Source organism: Streptomyces sp. NPDC104371, from assembly GCF_055583785.1.
Genome location: NZ_JBVJNF010000005.1, coordinates 258325 through 284869 on the forward strand (window position 1 = coordinate 258325; position 26545 = coordinate 284869).

Consider the following 26545-nt stretch of genomic DNA (forward strand, 5'->3'; position numbering starts at 1 on the left):
TCAGCTCCGTCGCCCGTGGACGAAGAACACCCGGCGTACGGCGGTCACGGAGCGGTCCGGTACCGGGTCGGGCCAGCGTCCGTAGTCGGCCGCCGGTTCGCCCGGCTGCGTGGCCTCCACGGTGAAGCCGTGCGCGCCGAACAGCGCTTCCGGCTCGTCCGTGCCGGACACCCATGGGCAGCCCCAGTCGGCGAACACGTCGAGCAGGTCACGCATGTCCGGCAGGGTCAGCGAGGCCGCGTTGACGACGTCGGCGGCGATCCGGCTGCCCGGTTTCATGATCGCCGCAACGCGGTCGAGGACGCGGCGCGTGTCGTCGTCGGGGAGGTAGTAGAGCAGCCCCTCCAGCAGCCAGGTGGACGGTCGGTCCGGGTCGTAGCCGGCGGCCGTCAGCTCGCTCTCCCAGTCGGGCGAGGTGAGATCGAGGGCGATCGAGCGATGGTCGACCCGCGGTCGTACGTCCCGCAGCACCCCCTCCTTGTAGGCCAGGACCGCGGGCCGGTCGACCTCGAAGTAGCGGATACGGGAGGGCCAGTCGAGCCGGTAGGCGCGCGAGTCCAGCCCGGCGGGCGCGAGCACGATCTGGTTCATCGCCGGGTCCTCGGCCGCCTCCTGGAGGAAGTCGTCGAAGAACCGCGTGCGGATGGCGTTGTAGTCCGGGGTGCTCGGCACGGTGCGGTCCGCGTCCTTGGGGAAGGTGGCCTCGCGGACCGAGCGGAGCAGATCCGGGCCTCCCTCTCCGGCCAGTCGGGCCGCGTAGGGGTCGTCGTAGAGCCGGTCCTCCCGCGCGGTCTCCGCCGCGCGCAGCGCTGCCGTCAGGAGCGCGGTCCGCTCGACGGCGTCCAGCTTCTCGGTCATGCCGTGCCTCCCCCGCCGACCGGATCGGTGCCGGTCAGTCGCTCCCAGAGTTCGTGGTCCTGCCTGAACAGCCGGTCCTTGACCTGGGTCGGCCGGATGCCGGTGGCGACGCGGGCGTGCCAGTCCCGCAGGAAGGCGTCGCCGTCCAGGCGCCGTACGGTCACAGGGCCGAGGCGGCCGGTCGAACGCGCCGTCCGATACGCGGCCGACTCCCGGCCGATGGCCGTGTCCAGCTCGGAGGCGAAACGATTCGTCTCCTGCGCGCTCCACAGACCGCGGGCCGCGACGGCGAACTCGTAGTGCGCGACCGCGCCTTCGGGCCGGTCCGCCACCCGGCAGGCGGCGTTGCGGACATCGAGACCGGTCGCCCGAGCGGCCTCCGCGAGCGCGCGGATGACCTGGGCGTCGCGCAGCCGCTCGCCGACGGCGTCCGACCGGGTGCTCCGGCCCGCGTACTCCACCCGTGGGACGCCGCCGACCCGGTCGACGACCCGGACCACGTCGCCGACCGCGTAGCGGTACAGGCCGCCGATGTGGCTGAAGATCACGTGGTAGTCGCGGCCCGGCTCCAGCTCGTTCATGGTCAGGGTCGAGGAGTCGGGCCTGATGTCGGCCTCGGCGTCCAGGAACTCGTAGGCCGAGGCGGTCACCACCAGGGAACCGGCGGAGCCGTGCCGGTCGAGCGCGACACCGACGGGCCCCTCGGAGGCGGCCACGGGCGCGGGCAGCGCGGTCACACCGGGACCGAACTCCTCACGCAGCCGCTCCAGATAGAGCGACGCCATGCCCGTCGTCCAGAAGAACAGCGCCCGCATATGAGGCCAGACATGGGCCGGGCGCACCGTCCCGAAGTGGTCGGCCAGCCGCTCCAGCGTGGCCGCCCGCTCCGGGTCGGGACTGCCGTACGGCACCCCGCCGAGCGTGCCGTCGCGGATCTCCTTGACCAGCCGGGGCCACCAGAGCCCCAGCTGATACGGCAGGGCGGCGACCATCGCCGGGTTGATCCCGATGACGCAGCGGACATCGCTCTCCACCGCGAGACGCAGCCGCAGATAGGCCTTCTCCAGGTGGTCGTTCTCCTCGACGGCCACCGGGAGCGTGCCCCATGACGCGAACGTGCCGGGCTCGGCGGACAGCGGCTCGCCGAACTTGCTGCCGAGGTCGACCTGGCTGGCGCCGACATGGGGCCGGCCCGAGGCGGTGGTCGGAGGCGCGGGACGCGGGTCGTGCTTCAGGTTCAGGACGGCGTCCGGCCGGTCGAGCACATCGGGGAAGTGCTCGATCAGCGGGGCCCAGGCCGCGTAGTAGAAGGGGAAGAAGGTCCGGCGCATGAAGCCCGGGGTGACCGGGATCTTCTTGTGGGAGCCCGTGGTGCCGCTGCTGGTGAAGTACACCGCCGGGTCGTCCGCACTCAGCAGATTGCTCTCGCCCGCCGCCATCCGCTCGATCCAGGGTGCCAGCGCCGCGTAGTCGTTGATCGGCACCGCTTTGCGGAAGTCGTCCATGGAGCGGATCGCACCGAAGGAGTGGGCGCGGCCGTACTCGGTGTCGGCGTTGTGTTCCAACAGTTCGGACAGGACCCGGCGTTGGTGGTCGTCCGCGTTCGTGAGCGCGGCTTCGAGGGTCGCGCGTTCTTCGAGGACCCGCTTCCGGTAGTCACGCATCCTGGACGGGTCCGTCCATAACTCAGCCGATTTCACGGTCCATCACCTCTCCTAGTATCTGTACGGTCCGCGCGATGTGTTCCTGCTCCTCGACGACGGTGACCGGAAGGTGCCGGACCTCTTCCCACATGGCCGCGCGCAGGTCGGACTGGAACTTCTCGAACGATGTCTGGTCGGGCTGTTCGCCGTAGTACTCCAGGGAGTTGGTCCAGGCCCCTTCGCCGCAGCGCTGCCAGGCGGTGGCCGTCGACACCTCGAGGAAGACCACGCGGTGCGGCTGGGGAAAGGTGCGCCACCAGTCGAACACCGGATGACGGTCGACACCGGCCAGCCGGCACTTGGCGAGGATCTTGTAGTAGTACGAGTCGACCAGAACCGGTGCTCCGCCCGGACTCCGCTCGATGCTGTCGCGCAGATGGACCGTCGCTGTCTGCAACAGGCTGACCATGAAATCGAGGGAGTAGCCGTGGTGGAGATCGGGCAGGACATCGGCGACCAGGTTGCGGCGCAGCCGTCCGATCAGGGAGTGGCCGGACTCCAGGAAGTCGTCGTCGAGGGAGACGATGTGCCAGGACGGCGCGTGGTCGGCGAGTTCCGTCAGCGCGGACGACTTGCCGGCGTAGTCGGTGCCGAGCAGCACGACGAACGGGGGTGTGGTGCGCAGTGCGCCGGATGCGGGGTCGCGGGTGCCCGTGAGGGTCGTGGCATCCCGCGTCATCAGCGGGCCTCCGCGCCCGGACAGTGTTTCCCGGCGCCGTGAAATCCGCGGCGTACGGGGTATCCGGAAGCGGGCACCGGTCGGTGGACCGGAGGGCAGTGCCTTCTCCGTGTGGAATTACTCAATGAGTCAGGGACGGTGGATCGTAAACCGGAACCTGCCGAAGTCGACATGCTTTCCCCCAATTTCGATGTGCGGTTCCATCGGCTCGCGCGGTTCATCCCCCTGTGCCGAGCCAATGACTTGACCAACCGGGCAGACCATATTGCACGTCGCATTGTGGATCAAGACCCCGATAGTCCCCCGTCCGATGGGCCGAAAGGGATCGTTGCACGCTGAATGCGCCCCTGGTTATGGTTTCCACAAGGGGCGTTCCGCTTTCCGGAGATCGGACCCGAAGGCTCTTCACAGGAGCGGCTTTGCATCGCCTTCAGCGGCGTTTCTTCTTCGCCCTTACCGGGCCTCGCCCCTACCAGGACCCCCGCGCCTGCCTGCCCCATTGGGGGCCGGGCGGTCGGGCGGGCTGTGGTGGCGGTGGGGTGCCCCGGCGCAGCGGCCAGGCGATCAGCATGCCCACGATGAACCCGACGACATGCGCCGCGTACGCCACGGTCCCGGCCGAGGAGACGGCGCCCCCGGACGAGTAGATCGCCTGGAGCACGAACCAGAAGCCGAGCACGATCCACGCGGACAGCCGCAGCGGCAGGAACAGCAGGAACGGCACCAGGATCCAGACCTTGACCCGGGGATAGAGCACCAGATACGCGCCGAGCACGCCCGCGATGGCCCCCGAGGCGCCGATCAGCGGGTCGCGCGAGCCGGCGTTGAGGAGCGCGAAGCCGTACGCCGCCGCGTATCCGCAGGCCACGTAGAACACCAGGTACCGGATGTGGCCCATGCGGTCCTCGATGTTGTTGCCGAAGATCAGCAGGAACAGCATGTTGCCCAGCAGATGCAGCCAGCTTCCGTGCAGGAACATCGCCGTGAGGACGGAGACCGGCGGCGACTTGTCGTAGTCCGGCGGCGCGACCACACAGCCCGCGCCGTGCGGGCCGACGCCCACCTGGCCCGTGGGGACCAGGTGGGGTAGCTGGCCGTGGATCAGCTCGCGCGGCACCGCCGCGTACTGGTCCAGGAACGCCTGGAGATGACAGAGCTGCGCGAGGTTGCCCTGCCCCGCCACCGAGCCCGCGAGGCCCGGGGTGCGCAGGAAGACCACGACGTTGATCAGGATCAGCGCGTACGTCACGTAGGGCGTACGCCGCAGCGGATTCACATCTCGGACGGGGATGACCACAAGGAAGTACTGCCCGGGATGGACCGGGCGAATCGGTGAATCCGGCGATCAGGAGGGGCGTTCCTCGGGGGCGCGTTCCTCCGTGGGGGTGGCCGGTCCTCCTGGTCCGTGGCCGGGGTACTGGTGCAGCGCGGGGAATGCCGGGACCGCCGGGACCCTGCGCGCCGCTCGCCGGGGGCGTATCAGCCGTATCCACACCAGTACCAGCAGCCCGACCGGTACCAGGAAGGGCAGGGCCGCGGCGAGCGCGAGGCCGATCCACCGCAGCATCGTGGCCAGGACATGCCAGCCACCCGCCAGCGCGTCCAGGAAGCCCGTCTGCTCGTCGTCGTCCTTCGCCGCCTTGTGCACGGGCGTCTCGGCCAGCGAGAGGGTGATGGTGGCGAAGCCGATGCGGTTCTTCAGGGACGCCTGCTGGGCCAGCAGCGCCTCCAGACTGGCCTCGCGCGAACTCAGTTCCCCTTCCAGGGAGACCACATCGCTCAGCTCGGTCGCCTTGTCCATCAGGTCGCGCACGCGTGCCACGCTGGCGCGCTGCGACTTGATGCGGCTGTCCACGTCGACGACCTGCTCGGTGACGTCCTCGGCCTGGGCGGTGCGGTCGAGGAGCTTGCCCGTGCCCTGGAGATCGGCGAGCACCGCGTCGTACTTCTCGGTGGGCACCCGCAGGACGATCTGGGTGTGCTCACGGCCCCCGGAGTCGCGGCCGGTGTTCTCCTTGCCGACGTATCCGCCCGCGTTCTCGGCGGTCGTCCGTGCCGTGTCGAGCGCCTTGGGCACGTCCTTGACCTGCACGGTCAGTGACGCCGTACGGATGATGTCCTGCGTGGCGAGGTGAGGTGCGCCGGTAGCGCGCTTGCCGCTGCCGCCCTTGGCGTTGTCGGTGGCCCCCTGCTGCTCGGCGCCGGGCGCGGCGGCCCTGGCGTTGGAGCGGTCGGCGGAACTCTTGTCGCCGGAATCGGTGGCGGTGCCGCTGCAGCCCGCCAGCGCGAGCGTGGCGGCGAGCAGGGCCGCGGACAGTAACCGGACCGGCCGTATCCGGGACCGTGGAGCGTGCATGCGGTCATCCCCCGAGGGTTGTTGGTGACGGATGTTCCTTCGATCATTCGACGCACGGCCCGGCCGGAACGTTTGGCCGGATCCGGTCCCGATGCGGTCACGGTTGGGACTCGGCGGGGACACCCGGCCCATGCGGGACGGGGCCATGGTCGGGACGCGGCAGGGTCCACCCGGCCCATGCGAGCGCCGTCACGGGGTCTGAGAGGCTTGGGGTCATGAGCGCAGATCGGGCCCGCGCGGACGCGGGGCATGTCGTTGTCGTCGGAGGCGGGATCGCGGGACTGGCCGCGGCCCACCGGCTGCTGGACCGAGGCGCCCGGGTGACGGTTCTGGAGGCCTCGGACCGGGTCGGCGGGAAGCTGCTGCCCGGCGAGATCGCGGGCGTACGGGTGGACCTCGGGGCCGAGTCGATGCTGGCGCGGCGGCCCGAAGCGGTGGCGCTCGCGCGCGAGGTCGGTCTCGCGGACCGCCTCCAGCCCCCGGCCACCGCGACCGCCTCGATCTGGACCCGCGGCGCCCTGCGGCCGATGCCCAAGGGGCACGTCATGGGCGTGCCCGGCGCCGCGTCCGCGCTCTCCGGCGTGCTGTCCGACGACGGTCTGCGCCGTATCGAGCGCGACGCCGAGCTGCCGCGCACGGAGGTCGGCGACGACGTGGCCGTGGGCGAGTACGTGGCGGCGCGCCTCGGCTGCGAGGTCGTGGACCGCCTGGTGGAGCCGCTGCTCGGCGGGGTGTACGCGGGCGACGCGTACCGGATCTCGATGCGCTCGGCCGTCCCGCAGCTCTTCGAGGCCGCCAAGGAGCACGACTCGCTGACGGAAGCGGTCCGCGCGATCCAGGCCAAGGCCGCCGCGGCACCGCAGACCGGCCCGGTGTTCATGGGCGTCGCGGGCGGCGTGGGCCGGCTCCCGCTCGCCGTCGCGGAGTCCGTACGGGCGCGGGGCGGCGAGATCCTCACGGGGACCCGGGCGGACGCGCTGAACCGCACCCCGGAGGGATGGCAGGTCCTGATCGGGAACCGCGTGCTGGACGCGGACGCGGTGGTCGTCGCCGCGCCCGCCCAGGCAGCCGCCGAGCTGCTGCGCCCCACGTCCCCCGGCGCCGCCGACGAGCTGCGCGCCATCGAGTACGCCTCCATGGCCCTCGTCACGCTCGCCTACCGCCGTGCGGACATCGCGCTGCCCGAGGGCAGCGGCTTCCTGGTGCCGCCGGTCGACGGGCACACGATCAAGGCGTCGACGTTCGCCTCGCAGAAATGGGGCTGGCTCGCCGAGCAGGACCCGGACCTGGTCGTGCTGCGGACGTCCGTCGGCCGCTACGGCGAGACCGAGATCCTGCGGCGCGAGGACGCCGACCTCGTGGACGTCTCCCGGCGCGACCTGCGCGAGGCGACCGGCCTGGACGCCGCCCCGGTGGAGACCCGCGTGACGCGCTGGACCGACGGGCTGCCCCAGTACCCCGTCGGCCACCACGCGCGCGTGGCGCGCATCCGCGCGCGGGTCGCGGAACTTCCGGGTCTGGCCGTGTGCGGAGCGGCCTACGACGGCGTCGGCATCCCGGCCTGTGTCGCGAGCGCGTACGCGGCCGTGGACCAGCTCGGCGGTGACCTGCGCGGTGTGCAGCAGCTCACCGCACACCCGGTGCAGAGCCTTCACGGCGGAGCGGGAGAATAGGAACATGAGTGACGACGCCACCACCACCGAGACCGGCAGGATCCCGAACAAGGGCAAGTTGGCCAAGGACCTCAACGAGGTCATCCGCTACACCCTGTGGTCGGTTTTCAAGCTGAAGGACGTACTGCCCGAGGACCGCGCGGGGTACGCCGACGAGGTCCAGGAGCTGTTCGACCAGCTCTCCGCCAAGGACGTGACCATCCGCGGTACGTACGACCTGTCGGGCCTGCGTGCCGACGCCGACCTGATGATCTGGTGGCACGCGGAGGACAGCGACCAGCTCCAGGAGGCGTACAACCTCTTCCGCCGTACGAAGCTGGGCCGGGCCATGGAGCCGGTCTGGTCGAACATGGCGCTGCACCGCCCCGCCGAGTTCAACCGCTCGCACATCCCGGCGTTCCTCGCCGACGAGACGCCGCGCGACTACATCTGCGTCTACCCGTTCGTGCGCTCGTACGACTGGTACCTGCTGCCCGACGAGGACCGTCGCCGTATGCTCGCGGACCACGGCAAGATGGCCCGTGGCTTCCCGGACGTGCGCGCCAACACGGTCGCCTCGTTCGCCCTCGGCGACTACGAGTGGATGCTGGCCTTCGAGGCCAACGACCTGCACCGCATCGTGGACCTCATGCGTCATCTGCGCGGCTCCGAGGCTCGGATGCACGTCCGTGAGGAAGTGCCGTTCTTCACCGGCCGCCGCAAGTCGGTCGCGGACTTCGTCGCCGGGCTCGCCTGACGCTACCGGCCACGAGCCGCCCACTCCTCGACGACCCCGCCTCGGGCGGGGTCGTCGGTGTTCCGGGGCCGCCTTACCGGTTCACACCGGCTGTCGGAACAGGACCCGGCGTGTGGCGCGGGCCAGTCGGGTTGCGGGGTGGCGGGACGGCGGGGTCGGGCCCGAGCGGTCCAGCCACCAGGTGCGCAGCCGTCGCCGGGTGGCGGTGTCCGCCGACTGCCCGCTGAGCAGCACCTGTTCGGCGAAGTCGAGGGCGTCGCGGCGGTAACCGCCGGTCATGGGGTGGCCCTCGGCGTAGGCGAGGAAGGCGGGTCGGTACGACTCCCCGAGGATCGCGGGCAGTTCGGGCGCGACCTTCGCCACGACGCTCGCCCGCTTGGCGGCGAGCGCACGCGCCTGCACCCCGAGCCGCACCCGGTCGAACCCCTCCGGCGCGGGGGTACCGGCGACGAGCGTGGAGAGCAACGCGGCCTGCGCGAGCGCGAGTCGCTGCCGCACCGAGGTGGTGTCGGCGGCGGCCTCCCGTGCCGCCGTTCCGCGCGGCAGCGGGTCACGGGCCTGCACCGTCGCCCTCTCCGCCTTCTCCACCGTCTCCCGGATGACCGCCAACTCCCGCTCCAGCTCGGCCGGTTCGGGGAAGTTGTCGTCGCGTTCCAGGAGCACGCCGGGCGGGGTCGTCCGGGACGCGAGGTCGGCCAGGACGTCGAGGACCGGCTGCGTCACCGGGTGGGCGTGGCTGTCGTGCCAGACGCCGTCGCGTTCGAAGCCGCCCGCGACATGGACGTACGCGAGGGCCTCGACGGGCAGTTCGTCCAGTGCCCTCGCCGGGTCCTCGCCCCGGTTGACGTGGTTGGTGTGGAGGTTGGCGACATCGATCAGCAGCCGTACGCCGGTGCGGTCGGCCAGCTCGTACAGGAACTGACCCTCCGTCAACTCCTCGTCCGGCCAGGCGAAGAGCGCCGCGATGTTCTCCACGGCGAGCGGGACGGGCAGCGCGTCCTGCGCGATGCGGACGTTCTCGCACAGGGCGTCCAGCGCGTCGCGGGTGCGCGGGACCGGGAGCAGATGACCGGCCTCCAGGCGCGGCGAGGCGGTCAGCGCCCCGCCCGCCCGTACGAACGCGATGTGCTCGGTGACCAGCGGCGCGCCCAGCGCCCGCGCGCGCTCGGCGAGGGCGGCCAGCCGCGTCTCGTCGGGCCGCTCCGCGCCGCCGAGCCCGAGAGAGACGCCGTGCGGGACGACGGTCACGCCGCGCTCGCGCAGCCGGAGCAGCGACTCGGGGAGATGCCCCGGGCAGACGTTCTCGGCCACGGTCTCGACCCAGTCGATGCCCGGCATACGCTCCACCGCGTCGGCGATCTCCGGCCGCCACCCGATGCCCGTTCCCAGTCGCACCCTCGTCCCCCTCCTCCGCCGGACCGCCCCCTGTGTGACCACGTCATGGCCCCGGAGCGCGCGACCGAACCCTTCCGCGGGGACGTTCAGAGCAATACTTGAGGTTCCGGGCGTCGGTGCTGCGGCTCAGTCCCGCAGGGCCGGATGGTCCGCCACCACGGTGCAACTCCCGGGCGCGATCTCGGTGTAGCCCGCGTCCCTCACCAACGGCAGGCCGGACGCGGTCAGTTCGCTCCAGTGCAGTGGATCGGCGGTGCGGACAGCGAGGGGGAAGCCCGCGTCGCGCCAGGTCGCGCGCTCCTCGTCGGACAGGGCCCACCAGGCGAGTTGGGCGCCATGACCGGCCTGGGCCATCGCCTTGCCCGCCGACATCTCCAGGCCGGGGTTGAGCCACAGCACGGGGGTCACCCGGTCCGCGTCCAGGGGCGGCTCCGGGTCGTCGAGGTCCGTGCCCGACACCTGGAGCCGGGCCAGCTCCTTGGGCCAGCCGTCCAGCGGCACGGGCGGGTAGACCCGGACCTCCGCCGACTTGCCCGTGACCGTGATGCCCGGCAGCGCCTCGGCGCGCCGCCACTCCGCGCCGCGCGCCCGGCGCACCACCTTGCGGATCCGCGCGTCCTGCCAGTCCCGCATCGCCTCGGCCCACTCGCCCTCGCCCAGCGAGCGCTCGTCGCTCAGGATCACGAGGACGGCGCGCGCGGCGGTCTCCAGGGCGTCCGTGCGTGCCGGAGGGGCGGCGCGTTCGACGCGGACGACGAGCGGCAGGACGAACTGCCGTGCCTCGTCGGCGGCGGTGGTGGGCTCGGAAGGGGAGGCTCCCTGCGGGGCGGAGGTCTGGTCGCTGGTCACGTCGTCCAGTCTGCCAGGCGGGGGAGCGGCGCGACGTGGGGGAGAGCGGCCACCGTCCTCCGTATCGGCCCGCGGGGCCTCACGCCCGTCCGGCCGACGCGGCGATCGACTGGGAGACCTTGGTGAACCGGTAGCCCCGCGCGCGGAGTTGGGGCACGACCGTCCGGACCACCTGTTCGGTCAGCGGCGCCCCGGCGCGCGTGCAGTGCATGACGACCACGGAACCGGGCCGCACCCCGTCCAGCACCTGCCGTACGACCGTCCGCGCGTCCACCGCGAACGCGTCGCCGCTGGGCACGTCCCACTGGACGGCGGTGAGGCCGAGCGAGCCGATCACCCGCAGGGCGTCGTTGTCGTAGCAGCCACCGGGGAAGCGGAAGTACGGCATCGGACGGGGCACGCCCGCCCGGCGGATCGCGGTGTCGGCGTGCTCCACGTCCGCGCGCATCCGGTCCTCGGGCAGCGCGGGCATCCCGAAGCAGCCGCGGATGAAGGCGTAGTGGCTGTAGGAGTGGTTGGCCACCTCGAAGAGCGGGTCGTGCCCGATCGACCGGGCCTGCGCGGGGTACGCGTCGGCCCATCGGCCCGTCATGAACACGGTCGCGGGCACCTTCAACGCACGCAGCGCGTCGATCAGCCCGGGGTTGTCGAAGCGCTCCCCGGCCGCCGCGCGCGACTCGTCATCCGCGGTCATGTCGGCGTCGAAGGTGAGGGCGACGATCTTCTCGTGGGTGGTCGCGCGCTTGAAGACGGGCGTCAGCCCACCCGGTCCCGGAACGAGCGGGGGAGGCGCCGACGCCACCCCCGAGGGGATCGTCTCCAGTTGTACGGGCCGAGGGGCGTCGGAGGCGCCACAGGCGGCGAGCGCCGCGACGAGGGCACAGAGGGGGGCGATACGTCGTACAAGAGAGATCACCATACGAACGTAATGGCGGGAATGAGAGGGAATGCCCACCTGTCGCACGCGCCGGGCGCCACGGACCATGAAGTCACCCGCCCGGCTGCCCCGCTCAGGGCTTGTCCAGAGCTACTCCAGGTCTCGTCAGGGCTCGTCACGTCTCGCGGGTGAGGAACGTCGTCGTGGGGTCCAGTGGCGGGGTGGGGTCGGTGGTGTCCGGCAGGTCCGGTGGGGGCTCCGGTTCGGTCGGCAGGCCCGGGAGGGGTTCCTGGGTCGCGGTCTTGGGCGGTGGTGGCTGGGGTTCCTGTTGTTGGGCCGCTCGTTCGAGGAAGCGGAGGAGTTCCACCGGGAAGGGCAGGACGAGCGTGGAGTTCTTCTCGGCCGCGACCGCCACCACGGTCTGGAGCAGCCGCAGTTGGAGCGCGGCAGGCTGGTCGGCCATGACCCCGGCGGCCTCCGCCAGCTTCTTCGACGCCTGAAGCTCCGCGTCCGCGTTGATGACGCGCGCGCGGCGCTCGCGGTCCGCCTCGGCCTGGCGGGCCATGGACCGCTTCATGGTGTCCGGCAGCGACACGTCCTTGATCTCGACCCGGTCGATCTGCACACCCCAGCCCACGGCCGGGCTGTCGATCATCAGCTCCAGGCCCTGGTTGAGCTTCTCCCGGTTGGACAGCAGATCGTCCAGATCGCTCTTGCCGATGATCGAACGCAGCGAGGTCTGCGCCATCTGCGAGACCGCGAACCGGTAGTCCTCGACCTTGACCAGGGCGTTCGCCGCGTCGATCACCTTGAAGTAGACGACGGCGTCCACGCGCACGGTCACGTTGTCCCGGGTGATGCCCTCCTGTGCGGGGATCGGCAGCGTCACGATCTGCATATTGACCTTGTGCAGCCGGTCGACCACGGGGATCACCATGGTGAAGCCCGGCGACCGGGGCGTCTCCATGAGCCGTCCGAGACGGAAGACCACCCCGCGCTCGTACTGCTTCACGACCCGTGCCGCGGCGGTCAGATACACGAGCCCGCTCGCACCGGCCGCGACCAGCGCACCCACCAGCTCCGGGAGCATGGGACCTCCTCGTCGAGAGGTCGGATATGGCGATAGATCGGATGTGTCTGCTTCTGTCACGATAGTTCCGGCCGGGGACGCGAGGCGAGGGCAGTCCGGGCCGGTGACGGGTCGGTGAGGGGCCGGTGCGGCCGTGGAGCGAGGCCCCGCCGGTGCGGCGGCGGGACCCGGGAGAGCGCGGAGCCCACGGGCTCCGGGTCAGCCGCGGGCGGGCGTCACCCGTACCGGCTCCGTCCCCGCCGCGCTGTGCCGCTCCGCCCAGTGCGTCAGGGCCGTACGGCAGGCGTGGTCCAGATGGTGCAACCCGGACAGGTCCAGCTCGACGGGGCGGTCCTGCGGCAACGCCTCCAGGGTGCCGAGGAGCTTCGGCAGCCGCAGGAACGTCGCGTTGCCCGCCAGATGGACCTGCACCGGACCCGCGCCCTTGTCGACGACGTCCAGCCGGAGATGCGAGGCCTCCCACGCGGTCTTCACCACGGACAGCGCGAGACCGATGAGCACGCCCTCGAACATGCTGACCACCATGACCGAGACCGCCGTGACCACCAGGATCAACGCCTCGCCCGGATGCTCGCGCCACAGCGCGACCAGGCGCCGTACGGGCACGAGCTTGGCGCCCGAGTACACCAGGACGCCCGCCAGGGCCGGGATCGGAATGTATGCCAACAGGGACGGCAGCAGCGCCGCGAACAGCAGCAGCCACACCCCGTGCAGCACCCGCGAGGCCTTGGTCCGCCCCCCTGCCTGGACGTTGGCCGCGCTGCGGACGATCACCGCGGTCATCGGCAGCGCGCCGAGCAGCCCGCACACGGTGTTGCCCGCGCCCTGCGCGATCAGCTCGTGGTCGTACTGGGTGCGCGGACCGTCGTGCATCCGGTCCACGGCGGCGGCGCTGAACAGCGACTCGGCCGACGCGATCAGGGTGAAGGCGACGACCGTGCCGAGCATGCTCACGGTCGCCAGCTCGCCGAAGGCCTCCAGGGGCGGTGGCTGAAGGGACTCCAGCAGGCCCCGTACCTCGACGGTGGCCACCGGCAGGGCGAGCGCCGTGGCCGCGGCCGTGGCGAGGCCGACCGCCGCGAGCGGCGCCGGGACCGTACGGACCGCGGGTGGCAGGTGCTTCCAGAGCACGAGGACGGCGACGGTGCCCGCGCCGAGCGCGAGCGACGCCGGTGCGCGGCCGCTCTGCGCCGCGTCGACGAGCGCCTGCGGCAGCCCGGCTATCTTCGCCAGGCCCGAGGCCGGGGCCGTGGCGTCGGCCACCGGGTAGAGCTGTCCGGCGATCAGGACGAGCCCGATACCGGCCAGCATGCCCTCCACGACGGAGACCGAGATGGCCCGGAACCAGCGCCCCAGGCCGAGGGCGCCCAGGGCGAGCTGGAGCAGGCCGGTGGCGAGCACGACCGCGCCGAGCACGGGCAGCCCCGAGTCCCGGACCAGTTCGAAGACCAGCACGGTCAGCCCCGCCGCCGGTCCGGAGACCTGGAGGGTGCTGCCGCGCATCAGACCGGTGACGAGGCCGCCCACGATCCCGGTCACCAGACCGAGTTCGGCGGGCACACCGGAGGCGACGGCCACGCCCACGCACAGCGGGAGCGCGACCAGGAACACGACGAGGGAGGCGGCGAGGTCCTGCCGCAGACGAGGGAACCTCTTCGGCGCGGTCATCGGGTCCTCACCGCACCGGAGTCGGGCCGCGGACGCGATGACCGCGCGCGGGCATGAGCGTGATCGACAAGGGGCTGCATGTGTCAGTTCCTCCTGGCGCGCCTCGGTCGGCGCGTCGGTGTGACAGAACGGGCAGATGCGGGCACGACGACACGACCCACGTCGGGACGCTCGGCCGACGTGGCGTGGTGGGGGAGGTCGTGGTCTGCCCGTACCCGGAGAGCGGCTCAGCTCGGCCGCGACACCTGGGATGCCGCGAGGGGATGAGCGGCCCCGGGTCTGGAGACGCGCGGCGGGGCGGGCCGGGCGGCGGGCGCGGGGACGGCGGTCGTCAGGTCGGATGCCATGCGGACCCTCCCCGCGGCGTGCGTCCGTTCGGCGCGCCGTCGGCACGCCCTCACGGATACGGTACGTGAGGGCGCCGCCACGGTGTGATTCGGGTAAAGAAGAGCCCAAAAATCGAGGTGAGGATGGCTGGAACTCGCCGATGTCGTACGGCTGTTCGGTCCTGGCGCCGGTGCTGCCACGACATCGGCCGCGGCTCGGCTACGGCGTCACGAGGCCCTTCGCGTCACGGGCGAGGGCGGTGAGGCGGGAGATGGCGCGGAAGTACTTCTTGCGATAGCCGCCGTTCAGCATCTCCTCGCTGAACAGCCGGTCGAACGGCAGCCCGGAGGCGAGCACCGGCACCTCGCGGTCGTAGAGCCGGTCCGCGAGCACCACGAGCCGCAGCGCCGTCGACTGGTCCGGGACCGGCCGCACGTCGGTGAGGCAGACGGCCTTGAGGTCGTCGGTCAGGGCTCCGTACCGGCTGGGGTGGACGCGCGCGAGATGCTCCAGCAGCGACGGGAAGTCGTCGAGGGAGGCGCCCGGGGTGGCCTGCGCCGCCCTCGTCACCTGCTCGTCGCTGTACGGGGCCGGTGCCTCGGGCAGCCCCCGGTGGCGGTAGTCCTCGCCGTCGATGCGCAGCGTACGGAAGTGGGCGGACAGCCCCTGGATCTCGCGCAGGAAGTCCACGGCGGCGAACCGGCCCTCGCCGAGCTTGCCCGGCAGGGTGTTGGAGGTCGCGGCGAGCGCGACGCCCGCCTCGACGAGCTTGCCGAGCAGGCTGGAGACGAGGACTGTGTCGCCGGGGTCGTCCAGCTCGAACTCGTCGATGCACAGCAGCCGGTGGTCCGACAGCGTCCGCACCGTCTGCTGGAAGCCGAGCGCGCCGACCAGGTTCGTCAGCTCCACGAAGGTGCCGAAGGCCTTGAGCGAGGGCTCGGCCGGGGTCGCGTGCCACAGCGAGGCGAGCAGATGGGTCTTGCCGACGCCGTAGCCGCCGTCGAGGTAGACGCCACGGGGGACGGCGGGGGCCTTGGACGACTTCGCCTTCGCCTTGCCGAATCCGAAGAACGAGCGCCTGGCGGGGGCGGCTTCGGCCCCGAGCCCGGCGGCGAAGCCTTCGAGGACGCCCACGGCCTCGCTCTGGCTGGGCTGGTTCGGGTCCGGGAGGTACGTGGCGAACCGGACCGAGTCGAAGCGCGGCGGCGGCACCATCTCGGCGACGAGCCGGTCGGCGGGCACATGCGGCTCGCGGGCGCACAGGGACAGCGGGACCGCTTCGGCTATCGGATCGGCCGCGGGGACGGCAGTGGAGGACGACACGATCCCCCACTCTAATTGCCGTGCCACACTGCACGACATGCGACGCCTGTTCCCTGTGACCGACCAGACAGTGACCTCACCGCCGGGCGCGGCCCCGTGGAGCGGGGAGGTCCGGGGCGACGCGCGCACGGACCGCGAGTGGACCCTGGCGGAACTGGCCGACGCCTACGCCTACCCCGAGCCCCGCTCCGGCGCCCGGGAGCCCTGGCTGCGCGCCAACATGGTCTCCTCGCTCGACGGCGCGGCCCAGCACGACGGGCGCTCCCAACCGATCTCCTGCGCCGCCGACATGCGGATCTTCGGCACGCTTCGGGGTCTCGCGGACGCCGTGCTGGTGGGTGCCGAAACGGTACGGCAGGAGCAGTACCGCCCGGCTCGCGCGCGCGAGGCCTTCGCGGCGCGGCGCGCGGCGGCCGGACAGGGGCCCGCGCCCGCGATCGCCGTGGTGAGCCGGGGCCTCGACCTGGACCTCACCCTGCCGCTGTTCACCTCGCCCCTGGTGCCCACCCTCGTCCTGACCGGGGCGGGGGCGCCGCAGGACCGCGTGGCCGAGGCCGAGAAGGCGGGCGCCCGCGTGGTGATCGCCGGGGAGGGCGCGAGCGTGGACCCGGCGCGCGCGGTACGCGCCCTCGCGGACCTCGGCATGACGCGGCTGCTGACCGAGGGCGGCCCCCGGCTGCTGGGTCAGATCGTCGCGGCCGGGGTGCTGGATGAGATGTGTCTGACCCTCTCGCCTATGCTCACGGCGGGTGACGCGCAGCGGATCGCCTCGGGGCCCGCGGTGGCGGTGCCCGAGCGGTTCACCCTTGCCGCGTTGCTGGAGGAGGACGGATTTCTGTTCGGCCGGTACTGCCGGACCTGAGATCACGGGGCAGGATGGTTTCCGCAGGGCCTCGACGGCCCATGGAGGAACGAGGCCCCGCGGGGCCTCGAAGGAGAAGGGGCGCGTGGCGTGTTCACGAGCGTACTGATGATCGAGAAGGCCCTCACGTCCGCTGACGTCGAGTTCGTCACCACCTTGCACGGCGAGGAGCCGGTCTCCTTCCACGTCCTGCTGCAACCGCGCGGCGACCAGGCGGACCGGCTGCTGCGGGCCATCGACGACATCGCCCTCGGCGAGCTGGACGAGGCGGCGCACGAACGGGAGACCCCGGAGGGCAAGGACGCCGAGGCGCTCGGCCGCCAGGCCCTGGAGGTGTCGCTGTCCGCGCTCCACGCGGCGGGCAGCGAGGCGAAGGGCCACATCGTCGAGGACCATCCGCTGGAGGCGCTCAAGGCGCTGGTCGGCGAGAGCGGCGCGGACGAGGTGATCGTGCTGACCGACCCGCACTACGTGGAGGAGTTCTTCCACCGCGACTGGGCCTCGCGGGCCCGGCACAAGGTGGGCGTGCCCGTGCTCAAGCTGTTCTCGCACAGCAAGGCGTAGCGACACGGTGTACGGGGTCGCTCGCGTCACGGCATAGGCTGGGCCGCTGACCGCAGCCGTACCAGCACCCAGGAGACACGCATGGCACCCGGCCTCCCCACCGCCATGGACCGACCGCACTTCATCGGCATCGGCGGCGCCGGAATGTCGGGTATCGCGAAGATCCTCGCGCAGCGGGGCGCCAAGGTGACCGGCAGCGACGCGAAGGACTCCGCGACCGCCGAGGCGCTGCGCGCGCTGGGCGCGGTCGTCCACATCGGCCACGCGGCCGAGCACCTCGCCGACGACGCGACCTGCGTGGTCGTCTCCTCCGCGATCCGCGCGGACAACCCCGAGCTGGCCCGCGCGGCGGGGCTCGGCATCCCCGTCGTGCACCGCTCGGACGCGCTGGCCCGCCTGATGGACGGGCTCCGCCCGATCGCGGTCGCCGGTACCCACGGCAAGACGACCACGACGTCGATGCTCGCGGTGTCCCTGACCGAGCTGGGCCTCACGCCCTCGTACGCGATCGGCGGCGACCTGGACGCCCCGGGCTCCAACGCCGAGCACGGCGCGGGCGAGATCTTCGTCGCCGAGGCCGACGAAAGCGACCGCAGCTTCCACAAGTACGCGCCCGAGGTCGCGGTCGTCCTCAACGTCGAGCTGGACCACCACGCGAACTACGCGTCCATGGAGGAGATCTACGACTCCTTCCGTACCTTCGCGGACCGGATCGTGCCCGGCGGCACGCTGGTGATCTCGTCGGACCACGCGGGCGCGCGCGAGCTGACGCGGCGGCTGGACGGCGCGGTGCGCACGGTGACGTACGGCGAGGCGCCGGACGCCGACGTCCGTATCCTCTCGATCACCCCGCGGGGTCTGACGAGCGAGGTGACGGTCCTCCTGGACGGCGCCGAGCTGACCTTCGCGGTCTCCGTCCCCGGCAGCCACTACGCGCACAACGCCGTGGCCGCGCTGGCGGCGGGCGTCGCCCTCGGTATCCCGGCGGCCGAGCTGGCCCCGGCGCTGGCGGCGTACACGGGCGTCAAGCGCCGCCTCCAGCTCAAGGGCGAGGCGGCCGGGGTGCGGGTCATCGACTCCTACGCGCACCACCCCACCGAGATGACCGCCGACCTGGAGGCCATGCGGGCCGGGGCCGAGGGCCGCGTCCTCGTGGTCTTCCAGCCCCACCTCTTCTCCCGCACCCAGGAGCTGGGCAAGGAGATGGGCGAGGCGCTCGCCCTGGCGGACGCCTCGGTCGTCCTGGACATCTACCCGGCCCGTGAGGACCCGATCCCGGGCGTGACGAGCGAGCTGATCATCGAGTCGGCACGGGCCGCGGGCGCCGAGGTGCAGCCGGTGCACGACAAGGCGGGTGTCCCCGAGGCCGTGGCGGGAATGGTCAAGCCGGGGGACATGGTTCTCACCATGGGCGCGGGTGATGTCACGGAGCTGGGCCCGCGCATCCTGGACCGTCTGTCGAAGTAGTCGAAGTAGTCGAAGTAGTCGCAAGTAGTCGAACCAAGGGGCTGACACTCATGGCGTACGACGTCGAGAAGCCGGACGAGCAGTGGCGTGCGGAGCTGAGCCCGGCGGAGTACACGGTCCTGCGGCAGGCCGGCACGGAGCCCGCCTTCACGGGTGAGTACACGGACACCAAGACCAAGGGTGTCTACTCCTGCCGTGCCTGCGGCGCCGAACTCTTCACCTCGGACACGAAGTTCGCCTCGCACTGCGGCTGGCCGAGCTTCTACGACCCGCGCTCCTCGGACGCGGTGGAACTGATCGAGGACCGCTCGCACGGGATGATGCGCACGGAGGTCCGCTGCGCGAGGTGCGGCTCCCATCTGGGCCATGTCTTCGAGGGCGAGGGCTATCCGACGCCGACGGACCAGCGCTACTGCATCAACTCGATCTCGCTGCGGCTCAGTCCGGCGGAGGACTGAGGCTCCCGGCCCATCAGGGCATCGCCAGCAGGCCGACGATGCCGATCGCGCCGAGGGCGAGGAAGGCGATCCCGACCGCCTTGCACAGGCGGAACGTCACCAGACCGGCGCGCGGTGACCACACCGCCGCGCCGATCCGGCCGCCGGCGCGCGGCATCGCGACGTAGAAGCCCCGGCAGAAGGCGGCCAGGCCGATGGCGAGCGCCAACGCGCAGCCGCAGATCCCGGCCAGCCGCCCGGCCGTCGGGGCCACCCCGACCGTGTGGCAGTAGCCGTTCGCCTCCCGCTGCACCGGCAGTACCGTCCTCGGCTCGAAGGAGTCGCCGATGCGCGCCCACCGGTCCACGACCTGGTGATCGTCGGAGCGGAAGGTGCCGTAGCAGTGGGTGGTGCGCTGCTTGCCGATGCCCGAGGTGTTGCACAGCTCTATCGTCAGCAGCCCCGGGGTGCCGGAGGCGCGCGTGGAGTACTTCAGGCCGTCGGCGACATGCACGCCTTCGTAGCTCCCGAAGGCGCTGAACATCACCCCCATGAACAGCAGCGTCACCGCGAGACAGACGCGCCCCGGCAGCGACTTCGGCATGTTGTCCGCCCATGTCCGGCGTGTCGCCGCCGCCTTCGCCACCTTCACGTTCTCCCGCCTGACCGCACGTGACTTACCTGCCCGATGCCGATACGGTCGGCCATCATGCCATCGGCAGCTATGAGTCCGACGCGGCAGCCCCTGGGACGGGCGTCACGGGTGCGGTGGGCGAGGAGTGGGCTGCCGACCGGGTGCCCGGGTACCGTGACCCGATCGGTTTAGACTCTCCCGGCAACGGCCCGAACATCACGGCCGATTGAGGCCGCTCACTGCCCCACCCCGAAGGGTATTCGGCACTTTGATACGGATAGATTCAGTCACCAAGCGGTACCCGGACGGCACGGTGGCGGTCGACCGGTTGTCCTTGGAGATACCGGACCGCTCGATCACCGTTCTCGTCGGCCCCTCGGGCTGCGGCAAGACGACGACCCTGCGCATGATCAACCGGATGGTCGAGCCGAGCGAGGGCACGATCACCCTCGGCGGCGTCGACGTCAGCCGCCAGCCGGTGAACTCGCTGCGCCGGTCGATGGGTTACGTCATCCAGAACGCCGGGCTCTTCCAACACCGCACCATCGTCGACAACATCGCGACCGTGCCCCGGCTGCTCGGCCAGAGCAAGGCCCGGTCCCGCGCCCGCGCGCGGGAGTTGATGGAACGGGTCGGGCTGGACGCCTCGCTCGCCAAGCGGTATCCGTACCAGCTCTCGGGCGGACAGCAGCAGCGCGTCGGCGTGGCGCGTGCGCTCGCCGCGGACCCGCCGGTGCTGCTGATGGACGAGCCGTTCTCCGCCGTCGACCCGATCGTCCGCAAGGGCCTCCAGGAAGAACTCCTGCGGATCCAGGGCGAGTTGGGCAAGACCATCGTCTTCGTCACCCATGACATCGACGAGGCGATCCGGCTCGGCACCATGGTCGCCGTGTTGCGGACCGGCGGCCGGCTCGCCCAGTTCGCGCCGCCCGCCGAACTGCTCTCCTCGCCCGCCGACGCCTTCGTGGAGGACTTCCTCGGCGCGGACCGCGGCATCCGGCGGCTGTCGTTCTTCCCCGCTCAGGCCCTGGAGTTGAAGAAGACGCCGATCGTCGCCGTCGACTCCACCGCCGAGCAGATCGCCGCGCGGACGACGCCCGAGACGCCGTATCTGCTCGTCACCGGCCTCGACGGCAGGCCGCTGGGCTGGAGCGAGCCCGCGGACCTGGTCGCCGGTGACATCGACGTGGCCCGACTGCTGCCGTACGGACGGCCGTTCGCGTACGGCACGGACTCGCTGCGCGCCGCGCTCGACGGTGCCGTGCTCTCGCCCACCGGCTGGGCCGTGGCGGTGGACGACGCCGGGCGGGTCATCGGGGTCGTGTCCCAGCAGGCCGTCGGCGAGGCGATCCGGGCCGCCCACGCCGAGGGGCTCACCGCGGCGAAGGTCGCCGGATGAACGACTTCTTCCATATCCCGAGCGACCTCCAGAACACCTACTTCGGGCTGATCGTCCTGCACCTGAGGGAGGCCCTGATCCCCGTCCTGGCGGGGCTGGTCGTCTCGCTGCCGCTGGCCCAACTGTGCGTGCGCTTCCGCTGGTTGTATCCCCCCGTGCTGTGGTCGACGACCATCCTGTACGCGATCCCGTCGCTGGCCTTCTTCGTCGTCCTCATCGACTACACGGGCATGAGCGAGACCACCGTGATGATCCCGCTCTCCGTCTACAGTCTGGTCGTCCTCGTCCCGGCCATCGTGGACGCCGTCCGCTCGGTGCCGCAGGAGACGCTCGACGCCGCCACCGCGATGGGCTTCGGGCCCGTACGCCGGTATCTCCAGGTGCAGTTGCCGATCGCCGTGCCCACGATCATCGCCGGGCTGCGGGTGGCCACCGCGTCCAGCATCAGCCTCGTCAGCGTCGGCATGCTGATCGGCAACCAGGGCGCGCTCGGCAATCTGCTGCATGACGCGAACATCTACAACCGGCCCGTGTACGCGGTGAATTCGGTGGTCACGACGGCGGTCCTGGCGATCCTCGTCGACGCCGCGCTGGTCCTGATCCGCGTCCTGCTGACCCCCTGGATGCCGAGCGGTACGAACCGCGCGGGACGGAAGAACCGCGGCGGCGCGGCCGTACCAGCCCTCGAGGAGTCGGCCCGGTGAACGTCCTGACCTTCATCCACGCGTTCTTCAGCGACGGATCCCACTGGCACGGATACGACGGCATCCCCACCCGGCTGACGGAGCACCTCCACTACTCCCTCCAGGCCCTCGCGATCGCCGTCGTCATCGGACTCCCGATCGGGCTGATCACCGGCCACTACGGGCGCGGCGGCAACGCCATCGCCCTGGTCGCCACCGGCAGCCGGGCGCTGCCCACCTTCGGCCTGCTGGTGCTGATGGTCATGTGGCTCGGGTTCGGTCTGGGGCCCGTGATGATCCCGCTGGTCGTCCTCGCCGTCCCGCCGATCCTGGTCACCACCTACGAGGCGGTCCGCTCCGTCGACCCCTCACCCGTGGACGCCGCGCGCGGCATGGGGATGCCCGAGTCACGGATCCTCCTCCAAGTGGAGCTGCCCGGCGCCCTGCCGCTGATCCTCGGCGGCGTGCGCTCGGCGGCCATCCAGATCGTGTCGACCGCCACCATCGCCGCGTACGTCGGCCTCGGCGGGATCGGCCGGTACATCATCGACGGGCTCTATCAGCGGAACTACGAGAAGGTGGTCGGCGGCGCCACGCTGGTGGCCGTGCTGGCGCTCGTGACGCTCGGGGTGTTCTGGGCGGTCGCGCGGGTCGCGGTGTCGCCGGGCGTCCGCAGGAGCGGCTGACCACCGGATCACCGGTCGAAGCGACGACGGGCCCGGGACGGCTTCCACACCGTCCCGGGCCCGTCTTGTCCCGTCCGCGTATCCGCGGCCGTCGTCGGTCAACTGCCGCCGCTGCGGGCCAGCGCCTGCTCCAGAACGACGAGCAGCGCGTCACGGACCGAGCCGCGCTCACGGGCGTCGAAGACGATGACCGGGACGTGCTCGGAGACGTCCAGCGCCCAGCGGGCCTGGTCGATGTCGTACTCGACCTTGCCGTCGAAGGCGTTGAGCGCGACGGCGAACGGGATCTGCCGGTGCTCGAAGTAGTCCACGGCCGCGTAGCAGTCGTCCATGCGCCGGGTGTCGACGATGACGAGCCCGCCCACCGCGCCCTCGACGATGTCGTCCCACATGAAGCCGAACCGGTCCTGGCCCGGGGTGCCGAACAGATACAGCTTCAGCGTCGGGTCGATGGTGATGCAGCCGAAGTCCATCGCCACCGTGGTCGTCGTCTTGCCCGGGGTGTGCGTGAGGTCGTCCACGCCCGCCGCGACCTCGGTGATGGCCGCCTCGGTGGTCAGCGGCTCGATCTCGGAGATCGAGCCCACGGCGGTGGTCTTGCCCACGCCGAAGCCGCCCGAGATCACCATCTTGACCGGCAGCGGCGGCCGTACGGCGCCCCGCGCCGCCGCGCCGGGGCCCCGCCCCGGTCGGGCGGGACCGGGCGCACGGGGCGGGGAGGCCGGTTCAGTCGGTGTCACGGAGTACCCCCCGGGAGTCGGGGATGGCCCGCAGGCCATCGATAACCCTGCGCAGGACGGATGCGTCGTGTGTGACGTCGGCGTGCGGCACGTGCACCGTCAACTGCCCGGCCGCGCGCAGGTCCTCGGCGAGGACCCGGACCACGTTGAGATGCAGCCGCAGCCGGGCCGCGAGCTCCGCGATGGACTGCGGACGCCGGCACGCGGCGACGATGTCGTGCTGCTCGAAGGAGAGCAGGTCGAGCCCGTCGAGCCCCGCGGGGGTGGCCACCACCTGTGTCTCGACCGGGATCGGCCGGCCGGACGCGGTGGGCGCCACCCGGCCGGCGGTGAGCAGGAACGGCCGTACGGCGGAGGCGGGGCCCACCGCTTCCGGCGGAGGGGAGCCGTCTTCGCCGGCGCCGCGTGGCGTGCGGCCGTCCGCCATGGGTGTTCTGTCCTTCCTGGACCGGGTGGATACCGGTCACCCCGTTGACGCGGCGCCGACGCTGTTCTTCAGCTCCAGCACGAGCTGGGGGCTGAGCGCGGTACCGACCCGATTCGCGAACAGAGTCATCTCGTAGGCGACGTTGCCCAGTTTGGCCTCCTTGTCGGCGACCACGCCGAGCACGGCGCCGCTGCCGATCGCGGAGACCAGGACATGGCCGCCCTCCAGATCGATGATGACCTTGTTGAGCCCGCCGAGCCCGTAGTTGCCGGAGGCCCCGGCGGCCAGGCTGGTGATGCCGGAGACGATGGCGGCGAGCCGTTCCGAGTCGGCGTGCTCGCGCAGTTCGGAGACGGCGATGAGCAACCCGTCGGAGGAGACGGCTATGGCGTCGACGACACCCGCGGTCTCCGTCGCGAAACGATTGAGCAGCCAGGTGAAGTCGGCTGCGGCGGCCTGGAGTTCGGCCGGCGTGGTGGCTCCTGCCGGAGTCTCACCTGTCGACGTGCTCACTGTTCCGCTCCTTCCGGGAGGTGGTTCTGGTCGTGCTGGTCGTGCTCGTGCGGGGCGGTCCGCCGGGCGCTGTCCCGATGGGCGCGCTCCACGGCCGCCTCGAACTCCTCGAGTGCGGAACGGACTTCGTCCGCGTCGGCGAGCCGGGGGGCCTGTCGTTCCTGTCCGGCGGCATCGGCGCCGGTGGTCCGCAGGGTCGCGCCCCGGACGCGTCGGCGCAGGGGGCGGGCGCCGCCCGGTGCGTCCCCGGCGGGTGACGGCGCCGCGTCCCGCGTGGCCGGTTCCGGCTCCTCGGTCCGGGGCCGGGGGACCAACGGGGGCTCCTCGGCGCGGTCGTGGGAGGTCGTACGGTCGACGGGCGCCGTCTTCGCGGGAGTCGGGCTCGTCTCCGTACTCTGCCCTGCGTCCGGCTCCGTGCCCGGCCCCGCGTCCGGCTCCTGCTCGCGGCGGGGGACGCGCCGGGGCAGCGCGGCAGCCGCCGGGGTCTCACCCGCGGCGCGGGCCGACGACGGCACGGGGCCGCCGCTCGGCGCGGGCGCGGGCACCTGGCTCGGGCCCTGCGCGGCCACCGGGCTCATCGTCAGCAGCAGCGACGAGGGGATGCCGACGGTCGCCGTGACACCGCCACCGGCCGTCCGGGACAGCTCGACCACCACCTCCCAGCGGCGCGCCAGCGTGCCCACCACGAACAGGCCGAGCACCTTCGTCGGGACGACGTCCAGGCGCTCACGGCGGATCAGCCGGGCGTTCTCCTCGGTGAGCCGCTCGGCGCTCATGCCGAGGCCGTGGTCGACGACCTCGATCGCCGCGCCGTGGCCGGTCGTCCGTACGGTCACCTCGACGGGGCTGCCCGCGGGCGAGAACGAGACGGCGTTCTCCACGAGTTCGGCGATCATCAGCGTCAGGTCGCCGATGATGTCGGGCTCCACCATGACCTCGGTACCGGCGCGCAGCCGTACCCGCTGGAAGCCCTCGATCTGGCCGAGCGCGGCCCGTACGACGTTGGTGAGCGCGGTGGGACCGGCGTCCAGGACCGTCTCGCGGATACCCGCGAGCAGCATCAGGCTGTCGGCGTTGCGCCGCAGACGTACGGCGATGTGGTCGATGGAGTAGAGGCGTTCGAGCAGAGCCGGGTCGGTCTCCCCGCGCTCCACCGCGTCGATCAGGGCGAGCTGACGAGTCGTCAGGTTGCTGACCCGGCGCCCGACGTTGCCGAACATCTCGGCGACGTTGCGGCGGCTGAGCACCTGACGCTCCAGGAGCGCCGCCGCGGTGGTCTGCACATGGTTGAAGGCCTCGGCGAGTTCGCCGATCTCGTCCCGTACGGTGACCGGCACCTCGCGCAGCCGCGGCGGTCCCGCGTCCTCCGCGTCGTCGTCGGCCACGCGGGCCAGTTCGCGCCCGGCGACCTCGGCGACCTGCTGGGCGGCGTCGGTGAGCGCCTGCACCGGCTGGACGACCGAGCGGCGCACCGCCACCGAGAAGGCGAGCCAGAAGCCGAAGCCGAGGACCGCCACACCGAGCAGCAGACCCGCGCGCCACCAGGCGTCGCTGGAGGTGTCCTGCGCGCGGTCGGCGATCTGGCCGATGAGCGAGGCGGTGATGTGCAGTCGGCTCGCGGCCTGCTTCGGGTAGTCCGGGTAGTTGCTCAGGGCGTGCTCGAAGGCCCGGCGGATCTCGGCGGGGGTAGTCGCCTGCAACGCGCTGGGGTCGACCTGGAGTTCGGCGTAGGCCTGGGCGATCGACCGCTGGGCCGTGCTGCGTTCGATGCCGGACAGCTCGTCCGCCTGCGCCTCGGTGGCGAACCCCCCGAAACGGTCGGCCTGGTAGGTGTACAGCTCGTAGGAGCCGACGGCGTTCGTGAACTCGATGAGGGCGTTGCTGTCCCCGGTCGTCGCCGAGAACACGCTGGTCTCGAAGGCGCTGTGGGCGGCGTCGGCCCGCAGCAGGGAGTCCAGCAGATTGCCGGTGAAGGTGGCCGCGAGCCCGGCGTTGCGGTCGAGGCCGAGCCCGTCGAGCAGCCCCTTGGCGGCGTTGGTGTAGGCCGGGTCGATGTTGTCGGCGGGCAGATAGTCCCGCGCGATCGTCTCGCGCAGCGTCGTCAGGCCCTCGACCTCCTTGAGGGCCTGCGCCTCGGTCAGCGGCAGCCGGTCGCCGAAGGTGGCACGGACCTGCTGGACCTGCTTGTCCACGGCCTGTTGCGCCCGGCGGTAGGCGGTGAGCGAGGGCTTCTCGTCGCCGGCCGCCGCCTCGTACCGCACGGAGAGCAGGATGGCCTGCTGGTGTTCGCGTTCCACCCGGTCGACGAGGACCGCCACCTGTCCGCTGTCGCGCACCAGTTGGGCCGCCGACGCGGCTTCGCGCGCCTGCTGCACCTGGTCGACGATGACGAGCGCGAGCAGGACGCCGAGCATGGCGAGCGGAACGCCGACGAGGACGTTGAGCTTGCGCCGGAACGTCCAGCGGTCGGCGAAGCCGCGTATGCCACTCTGGGGCGGCGACGGCGCCGGCCGGGCCGGCGCGTCCACCTCGGTCGTGGACACCAAGCCTCCTTCGAGGGCGTGTCAGGGCGTGTTCAGGGCGTGCGAAGAGTGCGTGT

Annotated in this window: 26 protein-coding genes; 10 read left to right on the forward strand and 16 right to left on the reverse strand. The window is 71.8% G+C overall.

All coding sequences use genetic code 11. From position 1 onward, the window contains the following. The 5 genes from ACZ60T_RS18180 to ACZ60T_RS18200 all read right to left on the reverse strand — a co-directional run bounded on the left by ACZ60T_RS18180 (nucleotide 1) and on the right by ACZ60T_RS18200 (nucleotide 5596). Nucleotides 1-858: a class I SAM-dependent methyltransferase gene (locus ACZ60T_RS18180; RefSeq protein ID WP_469666765.1), complete on the reverse strand. Its 858-nt coding sequence runs from the start codon at nucleotides 856-858 to the stop codon at nucleotides 1-3. After that, nucleotides 855-2522, reverse strand: coding sequence for a GH3 family acyl-acid amido synthetase (locus tag ACZ60T_RS18185; protein ID WP_469666766.1), 1668 nt, complete (start codon nucleotides 2520-2522; stop codon nucleotides 855-857). The genes ACZ60T_RS18180 and ACZ60T_RS18185 overlap by 4 nt, the downstream gene beginning before the upstream one ends. 22 nt (nucleotides 2523-2544) lie before the next feature. Further along, on the reverse strand, nucleotides 2545-3240 hold the full coding sequence (locus ACZ60T_RS18190; RefSeq protein WP_469666768.1) for a hypothetical protein: 696 nt from the start codon (nucleotides 3238-3240) through the stop codon (nucleotides 2545-2547). Nucleotides 3241-3709: 469 nt separating this feature from the next. Further along, nucleotides 3710-4537 carry a rhomboid family intramembrane serine protease gene (locus tag ACZ60T_RS18195; RefSeq protein ID WP_365623510.1) on the reverse strand — a complete coding sequence of 276 codons (828 nt, stop codon included), beginning with the start codon at nucleotides 4535-4537 and terminating at the stop codon, nucleotides 3710-3712. Between the two features lie 48 nt (nucleotides 4538-4585). Next, complete coding sequence (locus ACZ60T_RS18200; RefSeq protein WP_469666769.1) at nucleotides 4586-5596, reverse strand: DUF4349 domain-containing protein; 1011 nt, start codon at nucleotides 5594-5596, stop codon at nucleotides 4586-4588. Between the two features lie 215 nt (nucleotides 5597-5811). Here ACZ60T_RS18200 and hemG point away from each other — a divergent pair, with 215 nt between their 5' ends. Both hemG and hemQ read left to right on the forward strand, forming a co-directional pair. Next, on the forward strand, nucleotides 5812-7269 hold the full coding sequence (gene hemG / locus ACZ60T_RS18205; protein ID WP_469666770.1) for a protoporphyrinogen oxidase: 1458 nt from the start codon (nucleotides 5812-5814) through the stop codon (nucleotides 7267-7269). A gap of 4 nt (nucleotides 7270-7273) precedes the next feature. Next, on the forward strand, nucleotides 7274-8005 hold the full coding sequence (hemQ, locus tag ACZ60T_RS18210) for a hydrogen peroxide-dependent heme synthase (RefSeq protein WP_365623504.1): 732 nt from the start codon (nucleotides 7274-7276) through the stop codon (nucleotides 8003-8005). Between the two features lie 81 nt (nucleotides 8006-8086). Here hemQ and ACZ60T_RS18215 read toward each other — a convergent pair whose 3' ends face one another. The 6 genes from ACZ60T_RS18215 to zapE form a co-directional block, all read right to left on the reverse strand. Next, nucleotides 8087-9343: an MbnB/TglH/ChrH family RiPP precursor modification enzyme gene (locus tag ACZ60T_RS18215; RefSeq protein ID WP_469666970.1), complete on the reverse strand. Its 1257-nt coding sequence runs from the start codon at nucleotides 9341-9343 to the stop codon at nucleotides 8087-8089. Nucleotides 9344-9526: 183 nt separating this feature from the next. Continuing rightward, complete coding sequence (locus ACZ60T_RS18220; RefSeq protein WP_469666771.1) at nucleotides 9527-10249, reverse strand: aminoacyl-tRNA hydrolase; 723 nt, start codon at nucleotides 10247-10249, stop codon at nucleotides 9527-9529. A gap of 79 nt (nucleotides 10250-10328) precedes the next feature. Further along, on the reverse strand, nucleotides 10329-11165 hold the full coding sequence (locus ACZ60T_RS18225; protein ID WP_365624011.1) for a polysaccharide deacetylase family protein: 837 nt from the start codon (nucleotides 11163-11165) through the stop codon (nucleotides 10329-10331). A 136-nt stretch (nucleotides 11166-11301) separates the two neighbouring features. Beyond that, nucleotides 11302-12216 carry a slipin family protein gene (locus tag ACZ60T_RS18230; protein ID WP_469666772.1) on the reverse strand — a complete coding sequence of 305 codons (915 nt, stop codon included), beginning with the start codon at nucleotides 12214-12216 and terminating at the stop codon, nucleotides 11302-11304. A gap of 198 nt (nucleotides 12217-12414) precedes the next feature. Then, complete coding sequence (locus tag ACZ60T_RS18235) at nucleotides 12415-13884, reverse strand: SulP family inorganic anion transporter (RefSeq protein ID WP_469666773.1); 1470 nt, start codon at nucleotides 13882-13884, stop codon at nucleotides 12415-12417. A 546-nt stretch (nucleotides 13885-14430) separates the two neighbouring features. Beyond that, entirely contained in the window at nucleotides 14431-15573 is a 1143-nt protein-coding gene (gene zapE / locus ACZ60T_RS18240) for a cell division protein ZapE (RefSeq protein ID WP_469666774.1), read from the reverse strand. On the opposite strand from zapE, the gene ACZ60T_RS18245 reads away from it, so the two are divergent. The 4 genes from ACZ60T_RS18245 (at nucleotide 15572) to msrB (ending at nucleotide 18885) form a co-directional block, all read left to right on the forward strand. Continuing rightward, nucleotides 15572-16396 carry a pyrimidine reductase family protein gene (locus tag ACZ60T_RS18245; RefSeq protein WP_469666776.1) on the forward strand — a complete coding sequence of 275 codons (825 nt, stop codon included), beginning with the start codon at nucleotides 15572-15574 and terminating at the stop codon, nucleotides 16394-16396. The two genes, zapE and ACZ60T_RS18245, sit on opposite strands and share 2 nt — an antisense overlap. A gap of 90 nt (nucleotides 16397-16486) precedes the next feature. Beyond that, entirely contained in the window at nucleotides 16487-16960 is a 474-nt protein-coding gene (locus ACZ60T_RS18250; RefSeq protein ID WP_252426211.1) for an indole-3-glycerol phosphate synthase, read from the forward strand. A gap of 81 nt (nucleotides 16961-17041) precedes the next feature. Next, nucleotides 17042-18427, forward strand: a complete 1386-nt coding sequence (gene murC, locus ACZ60T_RS18255; RefSeq protein ID WP_469666777.1) for a UDP-N-acetylmuramate--L-alanine ligase — start codon at nucleotides 17042-17044, stop codon at nucleotides 18425-18427. A 50-nt stretch (nucleotides 18428-18477) separates the two neighbouring features. Further along, complete coding sequence (msrB, locus tag ACZ60T_RS18260; protein WP_469666779.1) at nucleotides 18478-18885, forward strand: peptide-methionine (R)-S-oxide reductase MsrB; 408 nt, start codon at nucleotides 18478-18480, stop codon at nucleotides 18883-18885. Nucleotides 18886-18898: 13 nt separating this feature from the next. Here msrB and ACZ60T_RS18265 read toward each other — a convergent pair whose 3' ends face one another. After that, nucleotides 18899-19516 (reverse strand): hypothetical protein, encoded by a 618-nt coding sequence (locus ACZ60T_RS18265; protein ID WP_469666781.1) that lies wholly within the window; start codon nucleotides 19514-19516, stop codon nucleotides 18899-18901. Between the two features lie 20 nt (nucleotides 19517-19536). Here ACZ60T_RS18265 and ACZ60T_RS18270 point away from each other — a divergent pair, with 20 nt between their 5' ends. Genes ACZ60T_RS18270 through ACZ60T_RS18285 form a run of 4 tightly spaced genes read left to right on the forward strand, consistent with a single transcriptional unit; the run spans nucleotide 19537 to nucleotide 22266 of the window. Next, complete coding sequence (locus ACZ60T_RS18270; protein WP_469666783.1) at nucleotides 19537-19728, forward strand: hypothetical protein; 192 nt, start codon at nucleotides 19537-19539, stop codon at nucleotides 19726-19728. A gap of 38 nt (nucleotides 19729-19766) precedes the next feature. Further along, entirely contained in the window at nucleotides 19767-20897 is a 1131-nt protein-coding gene (locus ACZ60T_RS18275; protein ID WP_469666784.1) for an ABC transporter ATP-binding protein, read from the forward strand. Next, the gene (locus ACZ60T_RS18280) at nucleotides 20894-21601 is read left to right on the forward strand and encodes an ABC transporter permease (RefSeq protein ID WP_469666785.1); all 708 of its coding nucleotides are present in this window, start codon (nucleotides 20894-20896) and stop codon (nucleotides 21599-21601) included. Before ACZ60T_RS18275 ends, ACZ60T_RS18280 begins: the two co-directional genes overlap by 4 nt. Next, nucleotides 21598-22266, forward strand: a complete 669-nt coding sequence (locus ACZ60T_RS18285; RefSeq protein ID WP_469666787.1) for an ABC transporter permease — start codon at nucleotides 21598-21600, stop codon at nucleotides 22264-22266. Before ACZ60T_RS18280 ends, ACZ60T_RS18285 begins: the two co-directional genes overlap by 4 nt. 98 nt (nucleotides 22267-22364) lie before the next feature. Here ACZ60T_RS18285 and ACZ60T_RS18290 read toward each other — a convergent pair whose 3' ends face one another. Genes ACZ60T_RS18290 through ACZ60T_RS18305 form a run of 4 tightly spaced genes read right to left on the reverse strand, consistent with a single transcriptional unit; the run spans nucleotide 22365 to nucleotide 26489 of the window. Then, nucleotides 22365-23006: a GTP-binding protein gene (locus ACZ60T_RS18290; RefSeq protein ID WP_469666788.1), complete on the reverse strand. Its 642-nt coding sequence runs from the start codon at nucleotides 23004-23006 to the stop codon at nucleotides 22365-22367. Then, nucleotides 22993-23433: a DUF742 domain-containing protein gene (locus ACZ60T_RS18295; RefSeq protein WP_469666789.1), complete on the reverse strand. Its 441-nt coding sequence runs from the start codon at nucleotides 23431-23433 to the stop codon at nucleotides 22993-22995. Before ACZ60T_RS18295 ends, ACZ60T_RS18290 begins: the two co-directional genes overlap by 14 nt. Before the next feature lie 36 nt (nucleotides 23434-23469). Continuing rightward, on the reverse strand, nucleotides 23470-23946 hold the full coding sequence (locus tag ACZ60T_RS18300) for a roadblock/LC7 domain-containing protein (RefSeq protein WP_365623473.1): 477 nt from the start codon (nucleotides 23944-23946) through the stop codon (nucleotides 23470-23472). Further along, nucleotides 23943-26489 carry an ATP-binding protein gene (locus ACZ60T_RS18305; protein ID WP_469666790.1) on the reverse strand — a complete coding sequence of 849 codons (2547 nt, stop codon included), beginning with the start codon at nucleotides 26487-26489 and terminating at the stop codon, nucleotides 23943-23945. The genes ACZ60T_RS18300 and ACZ60T_RS18305 overlap by 4 nt, the downstream gene beginning before the upstream one ends. Between the last annotated feature and the right edge of the window lie 56 nt (nucleotides 26490-26545).